Origin of the sequence: Paenibacillus sp. 2TAB23, assembly GCF_052115165.1 — a bacterium.
In the GTDB taxonomy this organism is placed as follows: Bacteria; Bacillota; Bacilli; order Paenibacillales; family Paenibacillaceae; genus Pristimantibacillus.
Map to the genome: position 1 here is coordinate 1 of NZ_JBFRGD010000021.1, position 17,425 is coordinate 17,425.

The 17,425-nt window shown below is 48.0% G+C and carries 11 protein-coding genes and 1 pseudogene; 2 read left to right on the forward strand and 10 right to left on the reverse strand.

All coding sequences use genetic code 11. The annotated features are described in order from the left end of the window. Positions 1 to 41: 41 nt before the first annotated feature. The 3 genes and pseudogenes from AB4Z29_RS24545 to AB4Z29_RS24555 all read right to left on the reverse strand — a co-directional run bounded on the left by AB4Z29_RS24545 (position 42) and on the right by AB4Z29_RS24555 (position 5,064). Positions 42 to 828: pseudogene (locus AB4Z29_RS24545) on the reverse strand (IS3 family transposase). A 654-nt stretch (positions 829 to 1,482) separates the two neighbouring features. After that, positions 1,483 to 2,346 (reverse strand): RNA polymerase sigma-70 factor, encoded by an 864-nt coding sequence (locus tag AB4Z29_RS24550; protein ID WP_441945621.1) that lies wholly within the window; start codon positions 2,344 to 2,346, stop codon positions 1,483 to 1,485. Between the two features lie 609 nt (positions 2,347 to 2,955). Continuing rightward, positions 2,956 to 5,064 (reverse strand): methyl-accepting chemotaxis protein, encoded by a 2,109-nt coding sequence (locus tag AB4Z29_RS24555; protein ID WP_441945622.1) that lies wholly within the window; start codon positions 5,062 to 5,064, stop codon positions 2,956 to 2,958. A 375-nt stretch (positions 5,065 to 5,439) separates the two neighbouring features. Between AB4Z29_RS24555 and AB4Z29_RS24560 the strand changes: the two genes are divergently transcribed. Then, positions 5,440 to 5,886, forward strand: coding sequence for a MarR family winged helix-turn-helix transcriptional regulator (locus AB4Z29_RS24560; protein ID WP_441945623.1), 447 nt, complete (start codon positions 5,440 to 5,442; stop codon positions 5,884 to 5,886). A gap of 96 nt (positions 5,887 to 5,982) precedes the next feature. Continuing rightward, the gene (locus tag AB4Z29_RS24565; protein WP_441945624.1) at positions 5,983 to 7,209 is read left to right on the forward strand and encodes an epoxide hydrolase family protein; all 1,227 of its coding nucleotides are present in this window, start codon (positions 5,983 to 5,985) and stop codon (positions 7,207 to 7,209) included. 157 nt (positions 7,210 to 7,366) lie between these two features. Here the strand turns inward: AB4Z29_RS24565 and AB4Z29_RS24570 are convergent, their stop codons facing one another. The 7 genes from AB4Z29_RS24570 to helD form a co-directional block, all read right to left on the reverse strand. After that, positions 7,367 to 7,828 carry an NUDIX hydrolase gene (locus AB4Z29_RS24570; protein WP_441945625.1) on the reverse strand — a complete coding sequence of 154 codons (462 nt, stop codon included), beginning with the start codon at positions 7,826 to 7,828 and terminating at the stop codon, positions 7,367 to 7,369. 34 nt (positions 7,829 to 7,862) lie between these two features. Next, positions 7,863 to 8,543 (reverse strand): serine/threonine protein kinase, encoded by a 681-nt coding sequence (locus tag AB4Z29_RS24575; protein WP_441945626.1) that lies wholly within the window; start codon positions 8,541 to 8,543, stop codon positions 7,863 to 7,865. Positions 8,544 to 8,760: 217 nt separating this feature from the next. Continuing rightward, entirely contained in the window at positions 8,761 to 12,141 is a 3,381-nt protein-coding gene (locus tag AB4Z29_RS24580) for a cadherin-like beta sandwich domain-containing protein (RefSeq protein ID WP_441945627.1), read from the reverse strand. A 203-nt stretch (positions 12,142 to 12,344) separates the two neighbouring features. After that, a complete protein-coding gene (locus AB4Z29_RS24585; RefSeq protein ID WP_441945628.1) occupies positions 12,345 to 12,509 on the reverse strand; it encodes a hypothetical protein in 165 nt (54 codons plus the stop codon). Then, positions 12,510 to 12,941: a TetR family transcriptional regulator gene (locus tag AB4Z29_RS24590; RefSeq protein WP_441945629.1), complete on the reverse strand. Its 432-nt coding sequence runs from the start codon at positions 12,939 to 12,941 to the stop codon at positions 12,510 to 12,512. It abuts the gene before it with no gap. A 272-nt stretch (positions 12,942 to 13,213) separates the two neighbouring features. After that, positions 13,214 to 14,710: an MDR family MFS transporter gene (locus AB4Z29_RS24595; RefSeq protein WP_441945630.1), complete on the reverse strand. Its 1,497-nt coding sequence runs from the start codon at positions 14,708 to 14,710 to the stop codon at positions 13,214 to 13,216. A 131-nt stretch (positions 14,711 to 14,841) separates the two neighbouring features. Next, complete coding sequence (gene helD, locus AB4Z29_RS24600; protein WP_441945712.1) at positions 14,842 to 17,259, reverse strand: RNA polymerase recycling motor HelD; 2,418 nt, start codon at positions 17,257 to 17,259, stop codon at positions 14,842 to 14,844. Positions 17,260 to 17,425 lie beyond the last annotated feature (166 nt).

Below are 17,425 nucleotides of genomic sequence, written 5' to 3' on the forward strand. Positions count from 1 at the left end.
GGAACTGACCCCTGCTAATGAGACAGGGATAAAACACCTAACTAACATGCCAGTTGCCGATACTGAATCGGTGACTGGTTATTTAGTTTCGCTTGAATACGAATATGGTTATAATAATGAATGTAATCTTTGACTATCTGTATCACGATGGCGGTCGTTGTACAGGTTAAATGGTCGAGATAGAATGTTTCGCACTTTAGAGAGGCGTGAAACGATTCGATGGGGGCATTATCAGCGGGCGTACCCTTACGGGACATGCTCATGGTAATGCCTTTGCTTTTTACGGCCTTCTGGTAAGCCTCTGACGTATAGACCGAACCTTGGTCACTATGAAGCACACAATCTTCTGGCAACGCAGGAAGCTGATTTAGCGTGTCCAAAACAAATGCTGTATCCTGTGTATCCCCTATCGTAAAAGCAACCATTTCTCCATTAAACAAATCTTGAATGCTTGAAAGATACAACATTTTAGGCCCAAAGGGCAAGTACGTGATATCCGTCACTAACTTCTGTAACGGTTTTTCGGATTTGAAATTGCGCTTTAACAGGTTCTCTGACACATAAACGGGTGCTCCTGTCTTTTTGCGTTTCTTGACCTTCACCTTGCATTGTAGCCTCTCCTGCTGCATGATACGTTGCACTCTCTAATTTGGCTAACTCCGTGGCATATTCAGGTCCCTTGTTAAAACTGTACTGTTTTCCTACAGGTTGTTCCAAACGATGTACTTCACCATTACGATACCATTTCATCCACGTCTTTAACTGCGTCGTATTACGAATGAGCAACTGTTCCATCACGTCCTTTACAGGTACGCCTGCTAACCTCATTTCAATAGAAAGGTGTTTTATTTTGTCTCACGGTTTGGGGTCAGTTCCGACAGTACTTGAGGGGCTACGTTGTACTCTGTACAGCGTGCAACGGAAATTTCCCTGAAACTAACTAGAATCCGCTGAATCTATTGCAGAAACTGCAATGACGTTGTACAAAGTACAACGTAGATCAGATGCTACAGCGGTTTCTTGATCTACCTTAGTACAAAAAACGAAATAAGTATAAGCCTCCTGCTTCCTACATTGCCTAGGACTAAGGCCGCTTCATTTTGCCAACAATCAATTACTATTGTTAAAATATGACAACATTTTTTCGCAGGTTTTGTTTTACTCATGCCAAACTTTTCAATTGCATCTTTCACATCCGCGCGACTCATTTCACTCTCTCAACTGATAGCGAATGACTTCGAGGCAGCATGTTTCCTTTTTACCCATGAAAAATGCTCCCCTCACAAGAACAGGTTTTTATCATCTCACCTGTCTACCGTATCGGGAGCATATCGCTGTCGAACAGCCTCTTCCTCACAATTCAATCTTTTTTACTTATTGGCTGTTCATTTGCATTAGCTTAGTTTTATTCAATTCCGTTATTTCCATTGCAAGGGCAAAGGGAATTTCGGAAGAAATGGTTCCCTCCCTTGATCAGCAGCTTCACTTCTCCATATACAAAAGCTTGTCGGGATTTCTCACCACGTATAAGTTTCTTATCAAATCGCCTTCGACATGGAGCATAGCTACCGTGTGGACGCGCTCATTGGAACGGAGAATAAGCCCAGGCTGCCCGTTTATTTGACCGATCTCAATAACTACGTTTCCGTCAATTAATGCAGCCTGACGCACAGGACCAAGAAGGAACCTTGCAACAAGCTCCCGTGTTTCAATTGGCTCAACGGCTGCAGTCACTTTGCCGCCTCCGTCAGAGACGAGTACGACATCCTGGCCAAGCATGGACATGATTTCATTCAGATTCCCCTGTTTCAGCGCCGTGACAAAGCCATTAGCCCATTCGTGATTGGCTGCTTCCTGATGAATTAGCTCATCGGAGCTGATTCCCATCTTCGCTCTTGCACGGCTTAACAGCTTGCGGCAATTCGCTTCACTTTTTTCTACTAGCTGGGCGATTTCATCATAATCAAAGCCAAGCGCCTCGCGAAGGACAAAAATCATTCGTTCCGATGGCGAAAGCTTCTCAAGCAGAACAAGCATCGCATAAGACAAAAGATCGTCACGGACGACCGATTCCATCGCATCCTCGTTTGAACTCAGAAACGGCTCAGGCAGCCATTCGCCAAAGTATTGCTCACGCTTCTTGCGTGCTGACTTGTGCAAATCCAGACAGCGATTCGTAACCATTTTGCACAAATAGGCTTTCGGTTCAGCGAGTTTTTCCGACGGCACGTCTATGATCTTCAAAAAAACATCCTGCACCACATCCTCCGCATCCGAAACAGATCCGGTCAGCTGGTAAGCAAGCTTAAACAATAGATTCTTGTACTGCTTGTACAACTCTTGCATTTGTCCACGTCCATTCTTATCTATTTGCTCTATTCGTTCAGCTTTTTGGTTTCTCTTTAATTAAAACAAGATAAGCTGCTCATTTGTGACAAAAACGGGAGTTGCGTCATTACACTATCGTTATTGCTCTTGTGTCATTGCTCTATTGTTATTGCTCTTGCGTTATTACACTCACGTTATTGCACTTTCGTTATTGCACTTTCGTTATTGCACTTTCGTTATTGCACTATCGTTATTGCTCTTTATTACACTCAAGTTATTGCAGTATCGTTATTGCTCTTGCCTCATTGCTCTTCCGTTATTACGCGTTTTTATATCAGCGAACGGACGACAGGCAAAAAGAGAGGTGATCAGTGAATCGATTAACAAGCGATGCTTACTTGAAAATTCTTCGTATAACCGTGGAATCTCACAAACTTCTCAGCCTTAAATTTTAACTCTCATACATGTACCGACCGCTTGTTACTTCTGCATGTATCCACAAATGAATTACTTTATCTTATGAGGAAATTGAATTTCAGTATAAAATGTCCATAATAAAACAAAGCTATCCACATAAAAAAAGATCATCCTGCATTCACATCAGCAGGATGACCCTTTCAAGAAAAGCTATATTTTAAATTCGGACAGCTTCTCCAGCAGCTCTTGGACCATGCTGCTCAGCGCCTCCGCTGAAGCGGAAATTTCCTCCATGGAGGCAAGCTGCTCCTCCGATGCTGCGGCAACGCTTTGCGATTCCGAGGACGCATCCGATGCAAGATCAGTAAGCTGAACAACACTGGCAGAAACTTGTTCCGTGCTGGCCGTCATTTGCTGAGCCGCCGCGGATACCTCTTGAATTTGATCATTAACCTGTGTCATTTCCGTTAGAATGGAAGTGAACAATTGTCCGCTATCGGCTACGCTTCTCACGCCCTGCTGCACCTTCTCATTGCCTGCCGCCATGGTAAGTGCCGCTTTTTGCGTATCCCCTCGCACATCCTCGACCAAGTCCGTTACCTGCTCGGCAGCTTTTTTGGTTTGCTCTGCAAGCTTACGGATTTCCGCGGCAACTACGGCAAAGCCTCTGCCATGCTCACCTACTCTTGAGGCTTCAATCGCTGCATTCAAGGCAAGCAAATTCGTTTGTGTGCTTATGCCGGCAATGATGTCAATCATGCCGCCGATCTGGTCCGACCGCTCTCCTAAACGATCGATCGCGCTTCCCGTCTCCGCTACCGATGTTTGCAGCTCATCCATCAGATTGATAGCTGCTTGCAGTTGGGCGCTTCCTTCTTTTGTCTGCCGGGCAACATCCTCCGCAGATGTGGAGACAAACGCTGAAGAATCTGCAATACGCTGAACGCCTATCGTCATTTCACCCATTGCCTGCGACGCTTCCGACGCATAATGGTGCTGGCTTTGGGCCCCTTCGGCTACATGTCCAATCGACATCGCAATCGTCTCGGAAGCTCTGCCGGTCTGCTCCGCGCTTGCGGTTAGCTGCTCCGAAGTCGCGCCGACTGCCATGGATAAATCAGAAACGAGCTGGAACATCCCGCGAAGCTTGCTTGTCATTTCGTTGAAATGTCCGCCCATAACGCCGAATTCGTCGCCTGTCCGAATATGCAGCTGCTGCGTCAAGTCCCCCTGCGACATAAGCTGAAGCTTGCCGGATAACATCCGGAGCGGCTTGATGACCATGCTCCAGACAAGGAATGCCATAACGGCCGCCAAGATTAGCATAGCTGCTACGGAAGTCCAAATCGCACTGAATTTCGCATCCTCATACTCTGTCAAAATAACTTCCTTGGAAACAGCCGATTGTGTATACCAAACCTGCTCGCTGCCCGGCATTTGAACCGGATCGAACACGCGGAGCACGCTGATGCCCTTGGAATTCAATGTAAATGCCTTGTAATTCTCCCCGCTCTTTACTTGCTCCCATAACAGTTGCTTCTCGGGATTATCCCCATATGGCTGCAAAATCGAATCTGGATCATTCGGATTGGCCGCGTACACGCCGCCTGCCGTAACTAGCGAAACATAACCCTCTAGCGGTTTGTACTTTGCAGCTTCCTCCTGAAGCTGGGTAAGCGACAGATCGATGCCAACGATACCGAGAAACGTACCCTTGTCGTCCAAGATCGGATAGACAACCGACATTAATTCCGTTTGTACGCCTCCTGCCTCATACGTGTATGGTTCAATATAAGATATCTTCTTGCTCGCTTTTGGAATAAGATAGTAATCTCCGGCTCCCGGCGTCTCATAATCCTTCAACGGCTCGGCTGCCACCTGTTCGCCATCATGAATAAGGTAGGGTACAAACCTGCCAGATGCATCGTCATACGCCGCTTTGCTTCGATTGGCCTGATCGTTCTGATCAAATGCGTCCGGCTCCCAGAGCGTATAGAGGCCGAACACACCCGGTTGCTCCTGCAGCATTCGGCTCATAATAGCAATGATATCCTCCCGCGATAGACGACTCGTTTTCCTTGTCTCCAGCAGCAGCGACGACAGCGTCCGTAAAGTCGCTTCATGCTCTGTCATCGTGTTCTCCAGCTTTGTTGCGTAATCCATGCCAGCCTTCTCTGCCTCAAGCTCACCTTTGTTTATGCTTAATGACCTTACCTGCTGCAGATTTAAGAGCAATATAGATCCCAGCACGAATGTAATTACTAATCCGACCACCGTTATGAACTTAAAAGTTAAAGATAGCTTACGCAATACAGTCATATGCTCAACCCCACCCTTTTTTATAAGACTTTAATCGACAAAAAACGACTAAAAAATAATAGGGTTTATAGTCTTGTTAATAAAATATTTCAGGCATTACTCGATAGATTCTTTTCCTCTTCCCATGCAATAAAAGCCGGAGTCCTCTCCTAATGGGTTGCCAAAAACAGCACTGATCGTTGCCGCATTCGGATTCCCAATCTACTGGCTTGCCAAAGGTCATGACTGGATAGTATTTGGCTGCAATAGATTCGATGAGTCAACCCATTTATATTAAATGTTTATATTAAATGTTTATATTGGATATTTATATTAGATATTTATATTAGACTCTTATATTAGACTCTTATATAAATATGTGATATAGTTCTAAGCATGGAAACTAAACATAATCAAAATGAGTTGAACGTTAGTGATTTCGCTATGGTATTCGAGGATTTAACACGGATTTTCATTCGTTTGCCGTCCATTGAAAAGCTAAGCTTCACTACGCTTTCTGTCCTGCATACCTTATGTCGCAAGAGTCCTATGCGTCTTACTGAGCTGACAGCTAATGAGCAGGTTACGCAATCAGCAATCACACAATTGGTCACAAGGCTTGAACGAGATGGATTCGTCGAGCGCCGCCCAGATCCGAATGATGGCCGCGTCGTTCTCGTTCATATTACCGCACTAGGTGCAAATGTTATTGATTCGCGCCGCTTGGAGCGTATGGCGCGGATATCGGCATTCATGGATGGGCTTACTCAGGAGGAAAAACAGGCAATTGCATCCGCAATGCCCTCATTACGGCGTCTAGTGGAATTGGGCAGCGATTCATAGTACAAGCTGCGATTGCATTTCTTTAGTCCATCCCGGGTAAAGGAAAAATTAAATCATACAAGGAAGGATATTTGATTCGTAAATGGAGGAACACTTATGACAACAAAGCCGTTTGTGCTGAAACCTAGTCCGATCCACGTATCGGATGAGCTGCTCGCTGATCTTCAATATCGTTTAAAATCCACTAGATGGCCTCTCGATGCCGGTAATGAAGACTGGTTTTACGGTGTGAGCCGGAACTACCTTGAGGAACTCGTCGACTATTGGATTCACGAGTACGACTGGCGTAAATCCGAGAAAGCGATCAACGCCTACGAACACTATAACGTAGAGGTTGACGGGGTTCCCGTGCATTTTATGCGTAAACCGGGGGCTGGGCCGAACCCCGTGCCCTTAATCCTGTCACATGGTTGGCCGTGGACTTTCTGGCATTGGTCTAAGGTCATTGATCCACTTGCGGATCCTGGCGCATTCGGAGGTAATCCGGCTGATGCGTTCGACGTCATCGTGCCTTCTCTTCCCGGTTTTGGATTTTCGAAGCCGTCGCCAAACAACCCAGACATGAATTTTTGGAAAATTGCCGATCTCTGGCATACGCTCATGACCGACATTCTCGGCTATCCTAAATATGCGGCTGGGGGTTGCGACGTAGGTGCTCTCGTGACCGGTCAACTGGGGCATAAATATAGCGATGAGCTGTACGCCATTCATATCGGCTCTGCTCAAAAATTGAATTTGTTTAATGGGGAACGCGCTTGGGATCTATCGGGAGGCCGTCCGATACCAGACGGCATTCCTGAGCAAATTCGTTCGCGGATTTTGGAGTTTGATCGCCGTTTCGCATCGCATCTCGCCGTACACGTTCTTGATCCCAGTACACTCGCCTACGGACTTAGCGATTCGCCAGTTGGCATGCTCGCATGGATCTTGGAGAGATGGACTAGGTGGAGTGACAATAAAGGGAATATCGAGGATGTCTTTACAAAGGACGATATCTTAACACACGCAACCATCTTCTGGGCAAACAATACCATTGAAACCTCCATGCGCGTCTATGCGAACGCTAACCGTTATCCATGGACGCCCGCTCATGATCGCATGCCAGTCATTGAGGCACCAACCGGCATAACCTTCGTCGGCTACGAAAACCCGCCAGGTGTCACGACCGAGACACGGGTACAGAAATTTCTCGACAGTGATCGCGCTCCTTGGTATAACCATGTCAACATCACAACTCATGAGCATGGCGGACATTTCATCCCCTGGGAAACGCCGGATAAATGGGTTGAGGATTTGCGCCGCACCTTCCAAGGGCGTCGATAAGAGATTCAGCGGAATCATGCAGCAACGTATTAGACTGGCCTCTCTATTTAAAACAGCGGCCGCAACGGACAAGAAACGAGGTCCATAGCTACCGCTGTTTTGAACGATCATAATTGTAGTTTAATCTTTCTTCACTTATAAAACTTGTGATATAGTTCTATCTCCTCGATGAAGCATGATCTTGAAGAAATTTAGTTATTACGGGTATGTCTGGCGGTGATAATTCGGTTGGGATATCATCGTATTCAAAAAAACGCAGCTCTTGCGTTTCGCTTCCATCCTCATTTAAAATCCCATCAAAATGAATACATTCGTATGCGGAGACGACATTATATACTTCATCACCGTGCGGATATTTATAATACAGATCTTTTCCAGAGAAGACATGGAACAATTCAAGACTGCTGGCTGTAAGACCTGTTTCCTCAAAAAGTTCCCGTTTAGCAGCCTCCTCGAAACTTTCTCCAGGTTCCATCGAACCACCAGGAAGTCCCCATAACCCGTTGTCGGTTCTACGCTGTAATAACAATCGCTGGTTGTAATGCAATAACACGCAAGCACCTGCCATTATAAGCGGTCTTGACCCAACTAGCTTTCTGAGCTCCATGATATACCCCAACGCAAAACACCCTTTCTAAATAGGAGTTTCCCCTTCATTTGCGTTCCCCAAAGAAAAGCCGACTCACACGTTTAGAGAAGTCTTCAATTCCAAAACTTGACGCATCCATCCGATTATACCAGTTCGATATGGTTTCCAAGATCCATAATGGCACCTGTGCTTCGCCTATCAGAGAATAGAAATGTTTATATCCCCATACCAAATGTTCCCATCTACTGTCGTTACCTTCCTGTATATATTCCGATACATCGAGAACTTTTCCTCTTCCCTCTTGCAAAAGAACATTTTTCAAATGAATATCCCTGGGGTTCAGTCCTTGACTTCGCACAAACTCCCGAGCCTCCTCAACGTCTTGAATCACTTGCTCTGGAACATGGATGCCTTGCAGAAGACAATCATATAAGGTTACTCCTTTTTCAAAGCTTAATACCAAATAGTTGGGTCCGGCTCCAAAACATTGCGGGAAATACTGTGATCCTTTCAAACGTTTGTATATGCCTTCTTCTACTTCCTTTTTTGCTAATGCTTGCATGGAATACACTTTATATGCGTAATTAGGGGTGTCCGAGTGATAAAAGACCGCAGCATCCGTTCCGAAGCCGATGCAGCGCAAATCTTCTGCAAAACCGACGACGGAAACAGGCTTATTATTTTCATGACCAATGACTTCAATTTCCCTCAATGCTTCCTCAGCTTGTTTCCAATCTGAATGCATAAGCATCTTCCCCCTGCTGTTTTGGCATTATTTCCACCGGCAGATTTATCTTACTATTTTATTCCATAGTGAGCCAGCCATGCACTTAGTACGGCGATTTAATGGATGAGAAAGCACAAAAAAAGTTAAAGCAGCCTGAAAACAACAAGCCCGCATTCCGATGAATGCGGGCTTGTTGTTTTGTTCTCCATGTGTAGAGAGCCTGCGGCTGGCTCCCCTATTCATGATTCAACAATCTTGTTAGGATGACGACGGCTTCGGCTCGCGATGCTTTACGGTTCGGCTCGAACCGATTATTGTCCAAACCTTTTACGAGACCTCGCTTGACCGCTTCGGCAATATAAGGCAGCGACCATGCGGAAATATTCGAATTGTCTGCGAATGAGGTGGATTGATCCAATTCGACAGACATACCTAGCGTTCTTATGATCATCTGTGTCATTTCTGCACGCGTTATCGGTTGGTTCGGACGGAAGCTTCCATCCTCGTAGCCGTTAATCATGCCCATCTGAACGGCCATAGAAACTGCGGTCTGTGCCCATTCCCCTATATTATCGATGTCGGAAAATTTAGCCACACTCTCTGCATCCGATTCCTTCCATCCTTGGGACTTTGCCAACATCAGCACGAATTCGGCTCTTGTCACTTCTCGTTTTGGTTTGAACGATCCGTCCGGATACCCAGAAACCCATCCATCTGCAACAGCTTTGCGTATTTCTGCTTCCGCCCAATGTCCGGAAATATCATTCAGGACGATCGGCGGCTTTACTGTCCCGCTATCTCCCGAAGGCTGTTCAGGCTGCGAGCCGGTAGTTGAAAGCCGAGTAATGTCAAGACGGTAAGACCTTTGCGTGACGCCATCCTGTGCGGTTACGACAACCGTAACCGTGTTTAAGCCTGTCTTAAGTGCTATTGGACCAAAAACACTTCCGTTTGCCGCAGTAACACCATTTATTGTAATCGTCGCATGACTCTCGGCGACGACCGGCGTCACACTGATCGAAGAGATGCCGCTCTCCACATTTGCCGTGTAGGCAAGCGTTTCGGAATCGAACGGTTCATTCAACGTTCCCGGGCTGATTGACAGCCCGCTCAGCGTGGCGGCTGATGATGGCGCACGCGTCACTACGATGCTGTAAGAACGAGTCGTTACGCCGTCCTGAGCGGTAACAACGGTTGTAATGGTATTCGGTCCGACTTCAAGCGGAATCGGTCCATACACTGAGCCGCTAACCGACGTCTCGCCATTCACCTTGAGCGATGCTGTACTGTCTGATACGGTCGGGATCACGTTAATCTCAGCGACATTGTTCGCCACGCTAGCCGTATAGGTTGTTGTGCCCGAAGCGAATGTTTCGTTGAACGAACCCGGGCTAATCGTCAGCCCGCTCAGCGTGGCGGCTGATGATGGTGCACGCGTCACTACGATGCTGTAAGAGCTAGTCGTGACGCCGTCCTGGGCGGTAACAACGGTTGTAATGGTATTCGGTCCGACATTAAGCGGAATCGGTCCGTACGTGGAGCCACTAACAGAAGAAATGCCATTAATCTTTAATGTCGCTGAATTGTCCGATACGGTCGGCGTTATGCTGATCGTATTAACACTGTTCGCGACATTCGCCGTATAGGCCGTCGTGCCGGTCGCGAACGTTTCGTTGAACGAACCCGGGCTAATCGTCAGCCCGCTTAGCGTAGCGGCAGATGATGGTGCACGCGTGACGACAATGCTATAAGAGCTAGTCGTGACGCCATCCTGAGCCGTAACGTCGATTGTTATCGTATTCGGTCCGACATTAAGCGGAATCGGTCCGTACACCGAGCCGCTAACAGATGAAACGCTGTTAACCTTTAATGTTGCTGAACTGTTCGATACGGTCGGCGTTACGCTGATCGTATTAACACTGTTCGCGACATTCGCCGTATAGGCCGTCGTGCCGGAAGCGAACGTTTCGTTGAGTCCACCTTGGCTAACGGTGAGTGAACCAAGTGTCGCAACCGCCGAAGGAGCCCGCGTAACGATAATGGTGTAGTCGTTCGATGTGGTGCCGTCCTCGGCCGTGACACTGATAGTAATCGTGTTCGGCCCGACGACAAGCGGAGTAACGGTAGACGCGCTGCCACTCGCGGCCGCCATGTTGTTCACTTTCAACGTTGACCGGCTGTTATTAACAGTCGGAGTGACGTCAATTGATGCGACGCTATTCGCGACATTAGCCGTATATGCTAGCGTGCCAGCGGCGAACGTCTCATTAAGCGCCCCTGAGCTAACAGCTAGCCCGCTCAACGTCGCATCGGCGTAAGGTGCTCGGGTTACCTTAATCGTGTAGTTTCGCTTTGCGCCGTTATTCGCAGTCACGACGACTTGAATCGAATTATCGCCTTTATTTAATGCAATGGGAGAAGAAGCGCTGCCGCTAGTTACGCTTGTGCCGTTGATGGTAACGCTAGCCGTACTGTCGCTTAGCACCGGCGTAATCTTCGTTGAAGTAACACCGCTCGCCACGCTTGCCGTGTAGTCTAACGTATTCGGCGAGAATGGCGACGGGATGAGCGTAATATCGCTTGCCGTCAATCCGGTCAACCGGTTGTCAGGTGCCCCTAGCGACAGCTTCCAAACCGTATCATATACGAGATCGTACGGAACCATTTGGGCATACGTGCTTAAATATAGCGCTCCCGTATCATCAAACCCGATATTTGTAGGGGCAATTGCTCCCGAGTTGCCCCCAAAATATTCCCCAATTTCGTTCAAGCTCGAATCAAAACGGGTCACAAGGCTGCCACTGCTGCCGTTGGCAGCCACATACAAATAACCGTCGGTATGCAAGCTGAATCCATAAGGACGGTATATCGCTTTGGTCAACGTGCTCCCGTCTGCCATTACTTTTATAATTTTCCCGTTCATATTTACATTATTGCCGATGTAGACGCCAGAGCTGTCCGCGGCTATACCGAAAGGATTTTGAATGGTCGCGTTTACAGCTGGATCCGGATCCACATCGCCCGACCAAACCACCGGATTGCTCATTGGACTGAAGGTGGATACATCGAATTTGAGTACACGGTTATTATACGTATCCGCGATGTACAAATCGTTGCCAAAAACGGCGATGCCCTGAGGGTAATCAAGTCTGCCTACCGAAGGAGCCGCGCTGATGCCATCCCATTTAATCATATTGCTGAACATATAGGTTCCGCTCGAAAAGGTGACGTCAAATCGGTAAACGTACCATTTATCCGTTACATATACATGTCCTGCACCATCGAATTTAATAGCTAGGGGATCAGTGAAACTGCCGGAGGAGGCCGTTAACGTCATCCCTGTAGCGGTTCCGTCCAAGTCAAATATCTTGACTGCAAAGTTGCTATCATCCGTTACGAACAAATAGCCGTTGATAGGATCGACGTCCAACCCATACGGCTCAAAGCCAAGAGCTGCCGGATGACCGGCTCCGGCCCCCATCCTCCAATCGGAAGCTGCAAATACAGTCTGGCTGTGAACGGATAATGCCTGTAATAAAACGGCTACAAATACTACGATTGCTAGAAAAGCCCGTACATTTTTCCGCGTGCCGAGCGGGCTCTGAACGTTGTCCATCAATCTCTCTCCTCTAATAATACTTACTTTTAATTTTGTTGGTAACAGCTCGGACGATGCATTTGTTTTAGACTGACTCCCGAAACGGATGATTTAATATGATTTAAATACATTCCATAGAGTATATATTATGTGGGTTTTGAACAATTCGTCAAGAAAATAGTGGCAACACTGGATACGGATGCATGTATGACCACAGTTAATTAAGCCATCAGCTTGACTAGTCCATTGATATGCGCTCCCGGGTTGGTGCCTTCAAATAGAAGCGAAAAAATGGTATAGCCTTCGTTAAATGCAATCACTTGAATAGCAATTACATGGGGATCCTTATCCGGCGGGATCCATCCCTTCTCTTGCAAGGTAATCACTTACGCTTCGATTCCTGCAATCCACTTGCGGTATTTCCCCTTGAGCATGCCGTGTATCTCCGAATCGTGTTTGGTTTGCTGGTAGAAATCAATCAGCACCACGATCCACTTATCGACACCTTTTACCATCTGCCCAAGGCTTGTCAGCGTAATCGAGAGCACTTCCTCAAGTGTTGTATCCGCGGGGCTATATTGTTTAGGGATATCAGTCCATCCATTCGTTAATTGAAGCTGATAATCAAGCACATGCATGAATAACTGTTCTTTGTTTGTGAAATGCCCGTAAAATGCACCCTTCGTATGCCCTGTTCGCGCGACAATATCTCCGAGCGTTGTCGCCGCATATCCCTTTTCCGAAAAACAATTCATACCCGCTTCAAGGAGCAACTGATAGGTAGCTTCTCTTTTTAATTGAAATTTATTTTTTGTCAATTTGGCCACCTCCATCGTATTAAGACCTAAGAAGAATCCTGTCTATCATTGCTTAAAGACCACGCAGATTTAGATCAGTTTCTTCCATGTCCCCACTCTTGATTTTCACTGTTCCTCTAGTATCATAACCCCTTATGACTTGTCATGTTCGGAAAAACGAATAGCCCTGATCATGCTAATGTTCCTGAACTCAATAATAATCAAAAAAAACAGCCTTGGCCAACAAAAGGCCAAGGCAAATGCATTCGAGCGAATCTCTGTCCGATCCGCAGTTAGTGACCCATCATCGCCGCCGGATCCGGATTATCCCCGCCGACGGGGCTGTCTTCTACCTGCTGCTTCGGTTTACGCAGAAGGAGCGACAGTGCGATACCCGCGGTCGCGAGACACGCAGACAGGAAGAACGTGTCGCCGTAACCCGCGACGACGGCGCTTAGCGGATTGGCGTCCGCTCCCGCGCTTGCGGCGTGTGAATTGATCTGCGACGTCAGATAGCCGGTCAAGCCCGCGACCGCGAACGAGACGACGACTTGCTGAGCTGCTGTTGTCAGCGGCGTAACGCGGCTCACCAGAGCGCGAGGCGCAGAGTTCAGGACATGCGTGTTCAGCGGCATCATGGAGAAGCCCATGCCGAGACCCATGATGCTTATGCACAGGATAATCACCCACAACGAGGTATCCACCGATATGCCAGACAAGATGTAAAGGGAAATGGACACAACGGTAAGACCGGAGAAGGCGAGCGGCCGCGCGCCGATCTTATCGAACAATCGGCCGCTGATTGGCATGCCGATAGCCGCGCATAGTGCATAAGGCATCAGGATCCAGCCCGTTTCAAACGCGGTGTAGTGCATGACGCCCTGCAGATACAACGGCACGATCAGCATTGCGCCGAACATCGCGAGCTGTACGATCCATGTCAAGATGATACTGCGTGTAAAGTCGGATGACTTGAACACTTTCAGCTCCAGCAACGGCTGCTTCTGTCCTAGTTCCACGAAAATAAAAAGGATGAGCGCAATGCCGCCGACGGTCAAACCCGTAATGGTCGAAGGACTGGACCAGCTGGTGCCGCCTTCGCTTACGCCGAACGCCAGCATGGAGAAGGCAATCGGCGCGAGGCACATGCCGATGAGGTCCAGGTGCGGCGCCGCATGCCGATCGGATTTTGGCAAATATTTATACCCAAGAAAGAGAGCGATAATGCCGATCGGCAGATTGATGATAAAAATCCAATGCCAGCTGACAGAATCGACCAGCCAGCCGGATAACACCGGACCGAATGCCGGCGCCAGCAGCATGGGGATGCCGAGCAGGCCCATGATGGATCCGCGGCGCTCTGGAGGCGCGAGCTTGAACACCATAGTCATCCCGATCGGGGCCACCATGCCGCCGCCCAAGCCTTGAATGACGCGGAATATGATCAGCTGCTCCGGCGTCTGCGCGATGCCGCACAGCACGGAGCCAATCGTGAACAAAGCGATCGTAATCATGAAAATTCGCTTGGATCCGAATTTATCGGTCATCCAGCCTGCAAGCGGGATAACGGCCGCTAAGGCCAGCGTATAGCCCGTGATGGTCCATTGGATCGTCTTCAGATCGGTGTCAAAGTATTCTACGAGTTTCGGAATGGCATTATTAACGACGGTGCTGTCCAGAATAACCATGATCATGGCAACAATAATAGCTATGAGCGGGGGGAGAATGGCTTTCAGCGAGAAGTTGTCTCCGCCGGCTGCCACTGGTTTTGTTTGCGAAGGAGCTGACATATGTTCCTGCTTTCTGCTCATTGAGCTGTTTATGGATGAAAATAACGGTCGAGAATCAAATTGCTCTGCTCGTAGGTGAGAAGTCGACACGTGGAAAAAAGGATTCGTCATGTCATTCTTGCTTACAACCGTCAATATGACGCTTTCTCGTACAAATCTGCAGGCAATGCCTGCACGAACGGCGACCAATCACCAGTGGTATAAAGATGAAGCCGGTGCATCGCCCGCGTGCACGCTGTATATAGAAGCTTGCGTTCGTTTTCCCGGCCGTATGCTTCAGGCGAAGCGTCATAGACCAGAACGGCATCAAACTCGACACCCTTGGCTAGATACACAGGAATGACCATCACACCTTTTTCAAAGTCCAGCGTATCCTTCGTTATGAGGCGCGTGGCTTCTACTCCATGAATCCGCAACGATTCATGGGCCTCACGGCTTTCGGCTGCAGTCTTCGTTATGACGGCGATGGAATCGAAGCCCTCGGCTATTAGCGCCTCGATGTCGGCCAGAATTTGCGCATCACGCATCTCCTCTCCAACAGCTCTCGTCAGAAGGGGCTTTGGGCCTCCCCTTTCAAACGGTGCAATCTCTTCCCCGCCTGGAAGCATCCGTTTCGTAAATTCAACAATCTCCTTAGTTGAACGATAACTGCGGACAAGGCTGACAAGGGTTGTTTCAGCTTCGCCAAAAAGACGTACAAGCGGCGAATCGGATGCAGCCAAGCTTGTAGACTGCATGAAAATCGCTTGCCCGAAATCCCCGAGTACCGTCATCCGCGCACGCGGAAACAGCTTTTTTAAATACTCGTATTGAAATGTCGAATAATCCTGCCCCTCATCAACGAAGACATACCGGATTTCCGTGTTCGTCCGGACGCCTTCAATCAATTCTTTTACATACAAATACGGAGTCGCATCCTCGTAAAACAACTCATTTCGGAGCAGCGTTTCCTTTGTTTGTCTGCATATTTCAGTCCACAGCGGGGGGATGACTGCCACACCCGTCTTCTCCCGATAAGCGGCTTCGCCCTCAAACAATTGGCCGTATATGCCTTTGACATCTATAAACGAATATTTCTTTACACTTTTCCTTAACGGTTTAAAGCTTTCTTTCACAATCCTGCGGCGTAGCATATCTTCCTCCCTGCGGGAAAAGTCAAAATCACCTTCATCTTTTCTACGCTTATTGTTCATTATCTCGCGAACTGTGGCGAATTGTTCCGAGATGTCGAATACTTCCCTATCCTTGTGCAGCATGTCGAAAACTTCTGCATACTGCTCGGCATCGAGATAATTCAACTCATCCTGTACCCATGGCGCATCCCGTTCCAGGCGTTCAAGCGAAGCAAGCTCATTCAGCAGCCAATCCTGTAAGAGAACGACGCGGTTGAGCAGTGGCAAGGAACGGTCAAAACGATAAAATTCCGCTCTCATTCGCTCCGCTGCAATCAAAGTGCGGTCCCGAATCCGAATATCGTTGAAGCGCATGCCTTCCCGTCCCAACCACATTCCATAGTTCTGGAGGGCATGCAAGAAAGCCTGCGAAGCTTTATATTCAATCCCCTGAAGACGTGCCTCATACCCCGGTGCTCCTAGTGCGGTCAGTACATATTCGATCTGATCAAAAGGATCCTCCGGCCGCAACGAGGAACCTACCCAATAGTCGAGATACTCCTGAAAAGTCGTCTGCTGCATATTCTCCTCACCGAGTTCCGGAAGAACGGTGGAGATATAACTGGTAAACATCGGATTCGGTGAGTAAAGCACAATCTGATCGGCCCTGATCGTCTGGCGATGTTTGTACAGCAAGTACGCCACCCGCTGCAATGCCGCTGAAGTCTTCCCGCTGCCGGCCGCCCCTTGTACGATGAGCATATGGCTTTTATCATTACGGATGATCGCGTTTTGTTCCTTCTGGATAGTTGCAACGATACTCTTCATTTGCGAGTCCGCACCTTTTCCGAGTACCTGCTGCAGCAATTCGTCTCCAATCGTTTCGTTCGCGTCAAACATATTTCGGATTTGTCCGTTTTGAATTTGATACTGCCGTTTAAGCTCCATCGCCCCTTCGATTCGTCCTGCCGGCGTGACGTAAGACGCCAATCCGGGAGAGCAGTCATAGTATAGGCTCGCGATTGGCGTACGCCAGTCATAGATCAGAAAGCTCAAGCCGTCTTCTTCGATGAAGGAAGATACGCCGATATAAATCTGCTCGCTCTGGTTCTCACCGTCCTCCTTAAAGTCGATGCGTCCAAAATAAGGAGACGGGAGCAGACGGTTTAAGTTTTTCCATTGCTGCGTCAACAGCTTATGGCCGCGCTCCCGTTCAGCCAATATAGCGGACTGCTGGTTAATTGTGTAGAAGCTCTCTTCGAAATCTTCGTACGTACTGGTGTTAATCGTAACTTCTTCCCAAAACCGCTTGCGGATGTCTGTCGCCTGATCGTGCAGCCCGGCAACCTCCGGCTCCAGTTCGGTTATCCTCGCCTGCAGCTTGTTCCTAACCCATGCCAGCCTCTCCTGTTCCTGCCGCCAATCCTTCGCTTGTATTTCCACTAAACACACTCCTTTTTCTGGGATAAAAAAGAGCATTGACAAATCAAAGTTCCAGATGTAGAATTAAATTAGGAAAAGAAGTGGATTCGATCCTAATTTAAATTTGTCAATTACGCTAATGATTATATCATAGCGTTATTTTTCGTTCAATTCTTTTTTT

Bases quoted from the DNA above. Each gene is read 5' to 3' on its own strand.
- AB4Z29_RS24550 (WP_441945621.1), bottom strand. From the start codon at position 2,346: ATGCAAGAGTTGTACAAGCAGTACAAGAATCTATTGTTTAAGCTTGCT.
- AB4Z29_RS24555 (WP_441945622.1), bottom strand. From the start codon at position 5,064: ATGACTGTATTGCGTAAGCTATCTTTAACTTTTAAGTTCATAACGGTG.
- AB4Z29_RS24560 (WP_441945623.1), top strand. From the start codon at position 5,440: ATGGAAACTAAACATAATCAAAATGAGTTGAACGTTAGTGATTTCGCT.
- AB4Z29_RS24565 (WP_441945624.1), top strand. From the start codon at position 5,983: ATGACAACAAAGCCGTTTGTGCTGAAACCTAGTCCGATCCACGTATCG.
- AB4Z29_RS24575 (WP_441945626.1), bottom strand. From the start codon at position 8,543: ATGCATTCAGATTGGAAACAAGCTGAGGAAGCATTGAGGGAAATTGAA.
- AB4Z29_RS24580 (WP_441945627.1), bottom strand. From the start codon at position 12,141: ATGGACAACGTTCAGAGCCCGCTCGGCACGCGGAAAAATGTACGGGCT.
- AB4Z29_RS24595 (WP_441945630.1), bottom strand. From the start codon at position 14,710: ATGTCAGCTCCTTCGCAAACAAAACCAGTGGCAGCCGGCGGAGACAAC.